This is a genomic window from Caulobacter sp. GW821-FHT10A06 (assembly GCF_059415805.1).
This window is the reverse complement of sequence record NZ_JBWKNY010000006.1, coordinates 507,222-519,779: the sequence shown is the minus strand read 5'-3', so window position 1 is coordinate 519,779 and position 12,558 is coordinate 507,222. Positions and strand designations below refer to the sequence as shown.

Annotated in this window: 14 protein-coding genes; 8 read left to right on the top strand and 6 right to left on the bottom strand. The window is 67.7% G+C overall.

Features of this window, described 5'->3' with window-relative positions; genetic code table 11:
* Positions 1-323 precede the first annotated feature (323 nt).
* Both AC07NF_RS20635 and AC07NF_RS20630 read right to left on the bottom strand, forming a co-directional pair.
* Positions 324-1,202, bottom strand: coding sequence for a DMT family transporter (locus AC07NF_RS20635; protein ID WP_494630590.1), 879 nt, complete (start codon positions 1,200-1,202; stop codon positions 324-326).
* A gap of 3 nt (positions 1,203-1,205) precedes the next feature.
* The gene (locus AC07NF_RS20630; RefSeq protein ID WP_494630585.1) at positions 1,206-1,781 is read right to left on the bottom strand and encodes an O-methyltransferase; all 576 of its coding nucleotides are present in this window, start codon (positions 1,779-1,781) and stop codon (positions 1,206-1,208) included.
* A 126-nt stretch (positions 1,782-1,907) separates the two neighbouring features.
* Between AC07NF_RS20630 and AC07NF_RS20625 the strand changes: the two genes are divergently transcribed.
* Complete coding sequence (locus tag AC07NF_RS20625) at positions 1,908-2,381, top strand: hypothetical protein (RefSeq protein ID WP_494630581.1); 474 nt, start codon at positions 1,908-1,910, stop codon at positions 2,379-2,381.
* A 75-nt stretch (positions 2,382-2,456) separates the two neighbouring features.
* Here the strand turns inward: AC07NF_RS20625 and AC07NF_RS20620 are convergent, their stop codons facing one another.
* Entirely contained in the window at positions 2,457-4,031 is a 1,575-nt protein-coding gene (locus AC07NF_RS20620; protein WP_494630577.1) for a 2-isopropylmalate synthase, read from the bottom strand.
* Between the two features lie 237 nt (positions 4,032-4,268).
* Positions 4,269-6,224 carry an alkyl/aryl-sulfatase gene (locus AC07NF_RS20615; RefSeq protein ID WP_494630573.1) on the bottom strand — a complete coding sequence of 652 codons (1,956 nt, stop codon included), beginning with the start codon at positions 6,222-6,224 and terminating at the stop codon, positions 4,269-4,271.
* Between the two features lie 54 nt (positions 6,225-6,278).
* Between AC07NF_RS20615 and AC07NF_RS20610 the strand changes: the two genes are divergently transcribed.
* Entirely contained in the window at positions 6,279-6,938 is a 660-nt protein-coding gene (locus AC07NF_RS20610; RefSeq protein WP_494630570.1) for a TetR/AcrR family transcriptional regulator, read from the top strand.
* Here the strand turns inward: AC07NF_RS20610 and AC07NF_RS20605 are convergent.
* Positions 6,901-7,620, bottom strand: coding sequence for a TVP38/TMEM64 family protein (locus AC07NF_RS20605; protein WP_494630567.1), 720 nt, complete (start codon positions 7,618-7,620; stop codon positions 6,901-6,903). The two genes, AC07NF_RS20610 and AC07NF_RS20605, sit on opposite strands and share 38 nt — an antisense overlap.
* A 240-nt stretch (positions 7,621-7,860) precedes the next feature.
* On the opposite strand from AC07NF_RS20605, the gene AC07NF_RS20600 reads away from it, so the two are divergent.
* From AC07NF_RS20600 to AC07NF_RS20590, 3 genes are all read left to right on the top strand, one after another.
* Positions 7,861-8,526 carry an AAA family ATPase gene (locus tag AC07NF_RS20600; RefSeq protein WP_492817520.1) on the top strand — a complete coding sequence of 222 codons (666 nt, stop codon included), beginning with the start codon at positions 7,861-7,863 and terminating at the stop codon, positions 8,524-8,526.
* 164 nt (positions 8,527-8,690) lie between these two features.
* Entirely contained in the window at positions 8,691-9,362 is a 672-nt protein-coding gene (locus AC07NF_RS20595; protein ID WP_494630565.1) for an AAA family ATPase, read from the top strand.
* A gap of 74 nt (positions 9,363-9,436) precedes the next feature.
* Positions 9,437-9,976, top strand: coding sequence for an NADPH-dependent FMN reductase (locus AC07NF_RS20590; RefSeq protein WP_494630564.1), 540 nt, complete (start codon positions 9,437-9,439; stop codon positions 9,974-9,976).
* On the opposite strand, the gene AC07NF_RS20585 is transcribed toward AC07NF_RS20590, so the two are convergent.
* The gene (locus AC07NF_RS20585; RefSeq protein WP_494630563.1) at positions 9,973-10,566 is read right to left on the bottom strand and encodes a hypothetical protein; all 594 of its coding nucleotides are present in this window, start codon (positions 10,564-10,566) and stop codon (positions 9,973-9,975) included. The two genes, AC07NF_RS20590 and AC07NF_RS20585, sit on opposite strands and share 4 nt — an antisense overlap.
* Positions 10,567-10,832: 266 nt before the next feature.
* Between AC07NF_RS20585 and AC07NF_RS20580 the strand changes: the two genes are divergently transcribed.
* From AC07NF_RS20580 to AC07NF_RS20570, 3 genes are all read left to right on the top strand, one after another.
* Positions 10,833-12,035, top strand: coding sequence for a pyridoxal phosphate-dependent aminotransferase (locus tag AC07NF_RS20580; protein ID WP_494630562.1), 1,203 nt, complete (start codon positions 10,833-10,835; stop codon positions 12,033-12,035).
* Between the two features lie 85 nt (positions 12,036-12,120).
* A complete protein-coding gene (locus AC07NF_RS20575; protein ID WP_494655330.1) occupies positions 12,121-12,285 on the top strand; it encodes a hypothetical protein in 165 nt (54 codons plus the stop codon).
* 10 nt (positions 12,286-12,295) lie between these two features.
* Positions 12,296-12,556 (top strand): hypothetical protein, encoded by a 261-nt coding sequence (locus tag AC07NF_RS20570; protein WP_454715241.1) that lies wholly within the window; start codon positions 12,296-12,298, stop codon positions 12,554-12,556.
* The last annotated feature ends 2 nt before the right edge of the window (positions 12,557-12,558 follow it).

Below are 12,558 nucleotides of genomic sequence, written 5' to 3'. Positions count from 1 at the left end.
GGGGTATGAGGGGCGTTACGGACTTCAGATCGAGGAGAAGGAGCCTGATCCGCCCAGAAGACGGGGTCGGCGGAGAGAAAAAGGCTCCTACTTCAATTCAATGCGAGGACAACATGATTCCCGCATTTGGCGGATTCGATCCGGTCAACCTCTCCAGCCGCTCGACGGGAGCGCCGCCCCCTGGCCGCGCCGTCGTCCGAACGGCCAAAAGCACGCTGACGCCCGCCCGTTTGCCCTGCGAAAGCGTTGAATTCAAGGTCTATTAGCGCGGTTTCCGAAGGCTTTTGCGGCCAAGGTCGCCAAGCACCCGAACATGGCGAAATCTAGCCGAGCGCGGCCATGACAACCCCGACCGCCGTTATCGCTCCGGCGGCCATCTGGAACAGCGTCAGACGCTCCTTGAACAGACGACGCCCGGCCAGGGCGGCGACGGGCATCTCGACCACGCCGACCGCCCGCACCGGCCCGACGGGCGACAAGGCCATGGCCGTGAACCACAGGCCCGAGGCCGCCGCCCCGCAGAATCCCGCGCCCAGCGACTGCTTCCAGGCGGCCAGCACGGCCTTCAACGAGTCGGGATTGCGCCAGGCCAGCCAGGCGGTCAGGCCCACGGTCTGGATCGCCTGGACGACCAGGACGGTGGTGAAGGCCGCCGCCGGGGGGTGGACCGGGTCCAGGGCCAGGGCCGCCTGACGGAAGCAGTTGGCGCACAGGGCGAAGGCCGCGCCCGAGGCCAGGCCGGCCAGGATCGCGCCCTTGCGGATCACAACCTCGCCCCTCGGCCAGGACAGGGCGGCCAAGCCCGCGGTCGCCACCAGCCCGCCGGCCCAGGCGATCGGGCCGACATGGTCCTTGAACACCAGCGCTCCGAAGACCAGGGCGAACGGCAGGCCGCTTTGCTGCAAGGCCGTGCCCAGGGCGAAGGACGAGCGGTGCATGGCCGTCAGCATCGCGGCGGTCGCACAGATCTGGAACATCGCGCCGGCGACGCAGGCGATCCAGAACTTGGCGTGCGGATGGAAGTCGAGCCCCGGCGTCAGCAGCACGGCGATCCCGGCGAAGACGGTGGCGAACGGCAGGCCGAACAGGAAGCGCACCAGGGTCGCGCCCCAGGGCCCGGCTCCGCCCATGACCGAGCGCTGGGCGGCGTTGCGAGCGACCTGGAAGATCGTGGCGACGATGGTGATGGGGATCCAGATCATGGCTCAGCGCCTCGCCGCGACGATCAGACCGGACGCCCACGCCAGGCGCGTCACGATCAGGTCGGGATGATTGTCCAACCGTTCGACCAGGGCGTCGACCCGCGCCTGGTGGCCCTCGGGCCAGTTCGGCTGGGGCAGCATGTCGTCGATCACGTACAGCCCTCCCCGTTTCAGCAGCGCCAGGGTCTGGTCCAGGGCCTCGTACTTGCCGGGCCAGGCGTCGGCGAAGATCAGGTCGAAGCTGCCCGGCGGCTGCGCCAAGACGTAGTCCAGCCCATCGGCCAGCACGATGCGCAGGCGCTCGTCCTTCAGGTGCTCGCGGGCCACGTCCTGGACCACCGCGTCGACATCGACGCTGACCAGCCGCGCGCCGGCGTCCAGGCCGGCCAGCAGCCACGCCGTGGCCAGGCCCGTGCCGGTGCCGAGCTCCAGCAACCGCCCGCCGGGCTTGCTGGCGGCCAGGAGGCGCAGCAGCGCGCCGGTATCGGCCTCGGAGGGCATGTCGAAGCCGAGCGCGGCCGTGCGGGCCTGGATAGCCGCCCAGGCGGGCGGCGCGGCATGGGCGTTGTCGCCGAACATCACGTCGATCCTTACGCGGCCCTTATGCGCAAGGGCCTGTTTCCGAATGGAGCCCTTGCGGGCCTTGGACGCACAAACACCGGGTCGGCCCGCCGTGCGGACCAGTCAGAAGAAGGCTTACCGACCATGTCGCCCCACCCACTTCGTCAAGCTGCCCAGTTCCTGCTGGGCGTGCCGACCGATGGGATCAATCCCGCCCTGGACCGCATGCTGGAGCTGGCCCAGGCCACGCCGCTGTGCTTCGTGGCCGTCGCCGGTCCCGGCGCGGGCGAAGCCATGTGCCAGCTGTGGCGTCGCGGCTATCAGCGCGTCGAGGCCGCCCGCCGGGCCACCTGTGGCGCGGCCGACGAACGCAGCGACGTGCTGCTGGTGATGGACTGCCAGAACCTGCACGACACCCGCGCGGTCATCGCGGCGACCTACGCCATGCTGCGTCCGGGCGGCACGCTGGTGATCGACGCCAGCGCCCTGCTGGACGAACTGCCCCGCCGCGCGCTGGCCGACAGCCTTCGCGAGTTGGGCATGGACGTGCAGCCCCAGGCGCACCTGAGCGCCGAGATCCTGGCCACGCGGCCGTTCAGCAACCGTCGCGCGGCCTAAAGGCTCGCGACGCGCTTCCAGTTTGGGAGCTTGTGGGGAACCCGGCCTGGCGCGAGCCCGGCCGGGTTTTCCAGTTTAGAAGCCGCTGGCGATCGCCGCTTCGGGCCGGCTCTTCTCTTTACGCGCGAAGAGGTTGTTGAGCGCGTTCACGTACGCCTTGGCCGAGGCCGTGAGGGTGTCGGTGTCGGCGGCCGCGCCGGTGGCGATGCGGCCGTCCTCTTCCAGACGCACCGAGACCTGGGCCTGGGCGTCCGTGCCTTCGGTCACCGCGTGCACCTGGAACAGGCGCAGGGCGGCGCTGTGCGGCACGATCTTGTGGATGGCGTTGAACACCGCGTCGACCGGACCATCGCCGGTGGCTTCCGCCGTGCTCGAGACGCCGTCGACGTCCAAGGTCAGCTCGGCCGACTGGCCGTCGGTGCCGGCCACGACCCGCAGGTGCGAGACGCGGATCTTCTCCGAGCCGCGCGCCAGGGCGTCGTCGACCAGGGCGATGATGTCGTCGTCGTAGACGTGCTTCTTGCGGTCAGCCAGGTCCTTGAAGCGGCCGAAGGCTTCCTTCAGCGCGTTCTCGCCCAGCTCGTAGCCCAGGTCCTTCAGCTTGGCGCGGAAGGCGTGGCTGCCCGAGTGCTTGCCCATGACCAGGCTGGACGGGGCCTGGCCCACCGACTCCGGCGTCATGATCTCGTAGGTCTCGCGGTTCTTGAGCATGCCGTCCTGGTGGATGCCGCTCTCGTGCGCGAAGGCGTTCTTGCCGACGATGGCCTTGTTGTACTGCACCGGGAAACCGGTGATGGCAGAGACGTAGCGGCTGGCGCGGGTGATGTGCGTGGTGTCGATGCCGGTCTGGTAGGGCAAACGGTCGCCGCGCACCTTCAGAGCCATGACGATCTCTTCCAGCGCGGCGTTGCCGGCGCGCTCGCCCAGGCCGTTCACGGCGCACTCGACCTGGCGCGCCCCGCCCTGCACGCCGGCCAGGCTGTTGGCCACGGCCAGGCCCAGGTCGTTGTGGCAGTGGGTCGAGAAGACGACGCGGTCAGCGCCGTCGACGTTGTTGACCATCCAGTTGAACAGGTCGGCATATTCCGACGGATAGGTGTAGCCCACCGTGTCGGGCAGGTTGATCGTCGTGGCGCCGGCCTTGATGGCGGTCTCGATAGCGCGACGCAGGAACTGGCGGTCGCTGCGGGTGGCGTCCTCGGCCGACCACTCGACGTCGTCACGCAGATTGCGGGCGTGGGTCACCGAGCGGGCGATCACGTCGATGACGGCGTCCGGCTCCATCTGCAGCTTGTGCTTCATGTGCAGGTCGGACGTGGCGATGACCACGTGGATGCGGCCGCGCTGCGTGGGCTTCAGGGCCTCGGCGCAGCGGTCGATATCGACCTGGTGGGCGCGGCACAGGCCGGCGATGGTCGAGTTCTTGACGATCTTGGCCACTTCACGGACGGCCTCGAAGTCGCCGTTCGAGGCGATCGGGAAGCCGGCCTCGATGATGTCGACCCCCATCTCCTCGAGGATCTTGGCCAGTTCCAGCTTTTCTTCCAGCGACATCGAGGCGCCGGGCGATTGCTCGCCGTCGCGCATGGTCGTGTCGAAAATGACGACGTTGTCGCGCTTGTCGGAAGCGCTGTTTGCTACGGAAGTCATGGAGATACTCGTCGAATGGGGTGTCTGCGTGCGGGCTGCGGGTTCAACTGTCCCCTGTGCGCCCGGCCACGACGATGCGCGGCCCCTAGAGCGCCCAGGGGCTGGTAAGCAGAAGCGGAAGCAGCTTGCGCGCGACGGTCATGGCGCACTTTCTACACAGCAGCCCAGAACCGAGCAAGCAATTTGCGCCGGCGGACCAATCGGCCGCAGCCGGCGCAATTATTTTCCAGGCACCGGTTAATTCGGGCGCGTAACGATCGGGAAATCCGTCGGGAAGGCGTCGAACCAACCCGTCATCCGGCCCATCGCCGCGCGATCGCCCTCAAGCTTGACCTCCCCGCTCAGGATTTTGGGGAGCAGCGACTTGCCGGTGAACAGCGAGTCCAGGAACAGCGGCCGCGCGACCGTCAGGGTGGCGTCGGCCTTTTCGCTCTCTCCGGCGGATTGGGCGACCAGCACGCCGTTGCGCACCTCGACCAGGAACCGCTCGTTGCGATCCGGGAAGACGAAGACGATGCGCAGGTGGGCGTCCTTGGCCTTGTCGGGATTCAGGCGCACCGACAGCACGTCGAAGATCATCTGGCTATCCAGCGCCGCCAGCATGTCCATCGGCGTCATCGAGGGCGGCAGCTTGCGCACCCCGCCCCGCAGCTCGTCGGCGCCGGTCAGGTAGATGTTGCGCCACAGGCTGTTCTCGGTCTGGTAGCCCAGCTGCGTGTAGGCGGCGGCCAGCAGCGTCTTGGCCTCCTTGTCGCCGTCGTCGGCCATGACCGCGTGGTTCAGCAGGGACGCGGCCCAGGCGTAGTCGCCCTTCCCCGCCGCCTCCTTCGCCATCGCCTTGACCTTGGCCGCCCCGCCCATGGCCGCGACATAGCGCTTGCCCGCATCGGCCGGCGGCGCGGGAACCAGGTGGGCTGGATTGGCGTCGTACCAGCCCATGTAGCGCTGATAGACCGCCCGGCTGTTGAAGCTCATCGAGCCGTAGTAGCCGCGGTTGAACCAGTCCTTGGCCAGGGCCGGCGGCAGCTCGATCTTCGCGGCGATCTCGTCGCCGGTCAGGCCCAGGTTCATCATCCGCACCGTCTGGTCGTGCAGGTACTTATAAGCGTCGCGGTGATCGGCCAGGAAGTCGCGCACCACCGCCCCGCCGAAGCGCGGCCAGCCGTGGCTGGTGATCATGGTGTCGGACACGTCGCCGAACAGCCGCAGGGACTCGGTCAGGTCGTCGGCCCAGGCCTTGCTGTCGCGAACCAGCGCGCCGCGTGGCGTGAGGATATTGTGCATCGAGACATTGGCGTTCTCGGCCATGTCCAGAATGCGCAGGTCCGGGAAGTAGAGGTTCATCTCGGCCGGGGCTTCGGTCGAGGGCGTGTACTGGAAGCGGACCTTCACCCCGTCCAGGGTCAGTTCCTGGCCCGTGTGGTCGACGATCACCGTCGGCGGGATCAGGGTGATCGAGCCCCGGGCGATGGTCTGGCCGATGCCGGAGGTGATCTGCCCCTCCACGCCCGGCGGCAGCATGATGCCGAACTGGTACTGGGCGCGGCGGCTCATGGCGTTGCCAGCCAGGATGTTCTCGGCGGCGACCTCCTCCATGAAGCCCTTGGGCGCGACGATGGCGACCTTGCCGGCCTTGACGTCGGCCTCATCCACGACGCCGCGCACGCCGCCGAAGTGGTCGCTGTGGCTGTGGGTGTAGACCACCGCCTTGACCGGCAGCTTGCCCAGCTTGTCGTTGACCAGGTCCAGGGCCGCCTTAGCCGTCTCCTTCATGGTCAGCGGATCGATGACGATCCAGCCGGTGTCGCCGCGCACGAAGGTGATGTTGGAGATGTCGAAGCCGCGCACTTGATACACGCGGTCCGACACCTGGAAGAGGCCGTGCTTGGACAACAGCTGCGCCTGCCGCCACAGGCTGGGGTTCACGGTCGCCGGCGGCGCGCCTTTGAGGAAGTCGTAGGCCGCCAGGTTCCAGGCCGGCTGGCCGTCGTCGCGCTTGATCAGCGGATCGGCGCGGGTGCCCAGGAAACCCTTGTCGGCGAAGTCGAAGTCTTGACGGTCCTCGACGGGCAGGCTGGCCGCGAAGGCCTTCTGCTTCTCGACCGTGATCGCGCTGGCCGGATCCCCTGCCCGCGCCGCGCTCGCCGTCATGACCAAGGCCAGCACGCTCGCCGCGACCATTCCCTTGCGCATTCCACCCTCCCGCTTCTTATTTGAAACTTTATAGTTTCATTCTACATAGCACCGATGACCGATGTCGCGAAAGTCCCCAGAGGCCGTCCGGGTCAGCCCAAGCCGCGCGTCGACAAGGCCGCGCGCGGCCTGGCCGTGCTGGAAGCCGCCGTCGAGGTGTTCGCCGAAAAGGGCCTGCAGGTCGCTACCATGCAGGATGTCGCCGACCGGATGGGCGTGGCCAAGATCCTGATCTATCGGCTCTATCCCTCGCGCCAGAGCATCATCGACGCCCTGTTCGGCGAGATGCTGGCCCGGATCGAAGCCGACGCCGGCCGGCCCTGGGGCGGCTATGGCTCCAGCATCGCGCGGCTGGTGACCCTGTCGCGGAGCAACCCCAAGCTGGCGCTCCTGCTGTTGCGCGATGCCAGGGGAGCGCCGGAGGCCGTGGCTTGGCGAGAAGCCCTTGAGGCGCTGCTGACCAAGCTGATCGAGCCGTTCGTGGCCCCCACGGCCGGCGCGTCGGAGACCCAGCGCGCGACGTGCAAGCACGCGGCCCGCACCTTCATGCCGTTCGTGATCGAGGCCTGGGCCGCCGGGGTCGAGGAGACCGACGGCATGACGGATGAAACCCGCACCCGCTGGTTCGGCGAGATCGTGAAGGCGTGGCGCGAGGCGACCTACGCCGCGGCGGGGCTTAGCCCTCCTGCTCTTCCGCCGCCTCACGCTTCTTGAGCCAGGCGCGGCTGACCAGGCCCATGGCCAGCCAGATGACGATGGCCAGGGCGATCATGACGATGTGCTGCTTGCCGCCGCCCTTCATCGCCTGGACGATCGAATTGCCAGCGAAGGCGGTCAGGGCGATCTTCGGGATGATGCCAATGGCGGTGCCAGCCGCGAAGTGGCGCAGCTTCATCGGCGTGACGCCGGCGGCCATGTTGACCACGATGAACGGCGCCGAGGGCACCAGGCGCACGATCAGGCTGGCCATGAAGCCGTTCTTGCCGATCATCCGCATGAACTTGTTGACGCCCTCGCCCGCGAAGTCGCGCAGGATCTTCGCGCCATAGGCCCGGCCCAGCCAGAACCCGACCAGGGACGAGACCAGCGTGCCGATCCAGCTGTAGACAAAACCCGTCCATGGCCCGAAGGCCACCACCGCCGCGGCGATCAGCACGAACTGCGGCACGCCCAGGAAGGCCATGACCGCGAAGGCCGCCACGGCCGCCGGCAGGGCCCAGGGCCCGCTGGCCGCGCCCAACCAGTGCTCGACCGCCGCCTCGCCGTTGACGCCCAGCAGCTGCGCGCCGAACAGGAAGACCACGCCCACGCCACCGAACAGCACGAACGAGACCGCCACCGTGCGCCAGGCGCGGGCGTCCATGTTCGTGAGAAAGTCGATAATGCGGCGGATCACGGCCCCTCCTCGCGCAGGCGGCATCCTGGGTCAAGCGGCAGGGTCAAGCGGCGCCGCTGAAACGGCGGGCGGACATCTGCCGGAGAACGAGGCGTTTTTCGGACCACAGCCCCGAAACGCGATCCGGGGACGACATGATTCGCGCGCTGCGACATTTCGGTTGCGTGAGCTTCACATGACAGCGTTACTTATCCACAGGCTGCAAGGGCAGAAAACCTTGGCCCGGTAAGGAGTTTGATCGTGAAGACCCTGGCTGTGATCTCCCGCAAGGGCGGCGCCGGCAAGACGACGCTTTCGGTCAACCTGGCCATCACGGCCCACCTGGCCGGCCTGCGGACCATGCTGGCCGATATCGACCCGCAACGCTCGGCCTCGGACTCCCTGCGCGCCCGCACCGGCGACGGTCCGGTGCTGTCCGAGATCAACGCCGGCAAGCTGTTCTCGACCCAGGTCCAGGCCCAGCACAGCAATTACGACGCCCTGGTCATCGACACCCCGGCAGCGCCCGAGGCCGACGGCCTGCAGGCGATCAATTGCGCCGACCTGTGCATCCTGGTCTGCCGCCCGACCTTCCTGGACATCGCCTCGGTGGTCCGCTCGGCCGAAGCCGTCCGCCGCCTGGGCAAGAAAGGCCTGATCGTCCTCAGCCAGGCCCCCTCGCGCCGCAACGGCTTCGAGCCGCCGGCCGTGCTGAAGGCCGCCGAGGCCCTGCGCTTCACCGGCATGCCCCTGGCCCCGATCGGCCTGCGCGCCCGCACCGCCTTCCAGCAGTCGGTCGCCCATGGTCGGTCGGTGTGCGAATGGGAGCCGGGTTCGGCCGCCGCAGAGGAAATCTCGCGCCTGTGGGACCTGATCGCCCCGATGCTGCTGACAGCGGATCGGAGCCACAGCGCCCAGGCGGTCTAGGCGCCTGCCTTCGAGATTTCGGAGGACGCCAAGCAGCCACGCGAGCCTGACGCCAATAAATCCCCAGATTGAGTTTCTGTTTACACCTTCACCATAACAATGATCGCCGTCGGTGGTCTTGCGACCTCTAGAAGTCGCGAGCCGGGGGACGGAGCGAGTAAGCCGTGAAGACGATTGCGGTACTGTCGCGTAAGGGCGGTTCGGGCAAGACGACACTCGCCGTGAACTTGGCCCTGATGGCCTTTCTGGCCGGCCGCAAGGTCATGCTGGCCGATATCGATCCACAACGCTCCGCGTCGGACGCGCTGAGAGCGCGCACAGCCCCGGGCCCGAGCCTCTTCGAGGGCGGCGGCGGCAAGCTGTTCAACGCCAAATCGAACGCCATGCGCGAGGGCTACGACTATCTGATCATCGACACGCCGTCGGCGTGCGAGGGCGACGTCGCCCAGGCGGTGAACCTGGCCGACCTGTGCCTGGTGGTCGGACGCCCCTCATTCCTGGACCTGGCGCCGATCGTGCGCACCGCCGAGGCCGTGCGGCGGCTGGGCAAGGGCGGCTTCCTGGTGCTCAACCAGATCCACACGAGCAAGCCCGACGCCTCTCCGGCGGCCTGCCCCGACATCCTTGAGGTGCTGCGCTTTTGCGGCCTCCCCCTGGCGCCGCATGGCCTGCGCTCGCGCGACGCCTTTCAGAAGGCCATGGCCCAGGGCCGCTGCGTGGCCGAGTGGGAGAAGGCCGGGCCCGCCGGTCGCGACCTGGAACTGCTCTGGGCCTTCGTCGAGGCCAATCTGGACGGCCAGCGGGCCGCGATGATGCCGGCCGCCCTGGCGGGATAACGCCGCTCGACCATTCCTGTCTTCTTCGCGGGGCTTGGCCTGACTAGGGTCCACGCCTCAGCGATGGAGCCACAATGAAGATTCTCGCCGTCTCCGGCAGCCTGCGCGCCGCCTCTTACAACACCGCCCTGCTCCACGCCGCCCGCGAGCTGGCGCCGGAGGAGATGACGATCGAGGTCTTCGGTCTGGGCGACCTGCCGTTCTTCAACCAGGACGTCGAGGCGCAAGGCGATCCCGCCCCGGTGGCCGCCTGGAAGGACGCCGTGCGCGCCGCCGACGGCCTGCTGATCGCCTGCCCGGAATACAACGGCGGCCTGACGGCGGTGCTGAAGAACGCCATCGACTGGGCCTCGCGCGGCAAGCCTGCCCCGCTGGACGGCAAGCTGGCCTGCGCGCTGGGCGCCAGCCCCGGGATCACCGGCACCGTCCGCGCCCAGGACGCCCTGCGCCTGAACCTCAAGCGCACCGGCGCTGACCTCGCCCCGCTCAGCGACATCCTGGTCGGCCAGGCCCACACCAAGATCGAGAACGGCAAGCTGACCGACGAGCGCACCCGCCAGGCGATCGCGCGTCACCTGGCGAGCTTCGCGGCGGTGCTCCGCGCGCGGGCCTAGTCGCCGGCCAGCTTCTTCAGGTCGTAGTCCGGCCCGAAGTCGAGCACGAACACCGGTCCCAGGAACACGGTCTGCTTGGCCGAACCCAGGTGCAGCGACACGTTCGCCCCACCGGCCGGGATGTCCATCGAGGCCCGGCCGGGCACGGTGTACATCTTCCATTCCGCGCCGCTGACCTTCACCGCCCCTTGCGTCGCCGCGTCATAGGGCGCGGCGGCCTGCTGGACGCGCACCGCCGACAGATTGGCCTCGGCCGCGCCGCCGTCGACCGCCTCGGCCTTGGCCCAGAAGGCGACCAGGATGACGTCGTTCTTGCTGACCTTGCCGGTGATCGCCTGCTGGGCGCCGACTTCCCACGGCTTGTCGCTGGCCTTCGAGACCTCGACCCGCATGCCGCCGCCGCCGGCGACGGTCTTGTCCTTCACCGGGCTGTTCTTCTGGTTCGCCCCATAGACGGTCCAGTTGGCCGACGGCTTGTTGATCGCCTTCTGCAGGATGTCGCCGTCGTCCGACTGGGCGAATCCCGACGAGGCCGCGCCCAGCGCCAAGGCCACGACGGCCAGGGCGAAATACAGAATCTTCGTCTTCATGGTGGTTTCCCTCCCCCTTTGGCCGTCATCGCGGCCTTGCGTTTCCCCCGAGGGCCGTCCCCGTTCGCCGGAGATCGATCCTACAAATGGTAGCGGTATCTTGGAGATCGGCGACGCGCAAGAACGCCGGTCCCCAAAAGCGTCGCCAAAATGTCTTGGAGCGCGGCCTTGCTGCGTTGCGCCATGGCCAGCGGGAGCGTAAAGACCGCCGCAATCCTGAAACGGTCCTTCCAACGGACCAAGTCACCCCAGGGGAGTTCTGCAAGATGTCGCTCGAGTCCGCCGCACTGCGGCGCATCGCACCGTCGGCCACCATCGCCATCAGCGCCAAGGCGCGCGCGCTGAAAGCCGCCGGTCGTGACGTAATCGCCCTTTCCGCGGGCGAACCGGACTTCGACACGCCGGACAATATCAAGAATGCCGCCATCGACGCGATCAAGGCCGGCAAAACCAAATACACCGACCCCGACGGCATGCCCGAACTGAAGGCCGCCATCTGCGCCAAGTTCAAGCGCGAGAACGGCCTGGAGTACAAGCCGAGCCAGGTCCACGTCGCCCCGGGCGGCAAGCCGGTGATCTTCAACGCCCTGGTCGCCACCCTGAACCCGGGCGACGAAGTCATCATCCCCGCGCCGTACTGGGTGTCGTACCCCGACATGACCCTGCTGGCCGGCGGCACGCCCGTCTCGGTCGAGACCACCGCCGAGAGCGGTTTCAAGATCACGCCGGAAGCGCTGGAAGCGGCGATCACGCCCAAGTCCAAGTGGCTGATCATCAACAGCCCGTCCAACCCCTCGGGCGGCGCCTATAGCCGCGCCGAGCTGCAGGCCATCGCCGACGTGCTGCTGCGCCACCCGCAGGTCTGGGTGCTGACCGACGACATGTACGAGCACCTGGTGTTCGACGACTTCGAGTTCACCACCATCGCCCAGGTCGAGCCCAAGCTCTACGACCGCACCCTGACGATGAACGGCGTCTCCAAGGGCTATTCGATGACCGGCTGGCGCATCGGCTACGCCGCGGGTCCCGAAGCGCTGATCAAGGCCATGGGCAAGATGATCAGCCAGACGACCTCGAACCCCTGCTCGATCTCGCAGTGGGCCGCGCTCGAGGCGCTGAATGGCGTGCAAGACTTCATCAAGCCGAACGCCAAGCTGTTCCAGGAGCGCCGCGATCTGGTCGTGTCGATGCTGAACCAGGCCCAGGGCCTGCAATGCCCGACGCCGGAAGGCGCCTTCTACGTCTATCCCTCGTGCGCCGGCCTGATCGGCAAGACCGCCCCCTCGGGCAAGGTCATCGAGAGCGACGAGGACTTCGCCGGCGAACTGCTGGAAGCCGAAGGCGTGGCGGTCGTGCACGGCGCGGCCTTCGGCCTGTCGCCGTTCTTCCGCATCAGCTACGCCACCAGCAGCGACGTGCTGGAAGACGCCTGCCAACGCATCCAGCGCTTCTGCGCCAGCGTAAAGTAGTCATCCATCGCCCGCCGGTCCGCCCCTCGGGTGGATCGGCGGGATGATTTCACGCTAATGAACAGCTGTCGCGCTAGGCGGCCATATGGAGGCCGCCGACATGGCTCGCACGCCGAACTACTCCTTCGAACGTCAGGAACGCGAACGTCAGAAAGCGCGTAAGGCCGCCGAAAAGGCGGCCGAGAAAGCCGCCGCCAAACAGGCCGCTCAACCGAGCGAGACCCCTCCCCAAGACCAAGACGGCAATTGAAAGAGCGTTCGTGATCACTTCGACCAACTACAACCACGAGACCGTCGCTCTCGACGGCGAGCATTTCTCTGCTTGCGAGTTCCGTGGCTGCCGCCTCGTCTATTCCGGCGGCGAAGCGCCGATCTTCGACAACTGCCGCTTTGAAAACTGCGAGTGGAAGTTCGACGACGCCGCCGAACGCACCCTGGCCCACCTCAAGCTTGTCTGGAACAACGGCGGCAAGGCTCCGGTCCAGGCGCTGATCAAGGAGATCACCGGCGGCGGGCGCTAGGC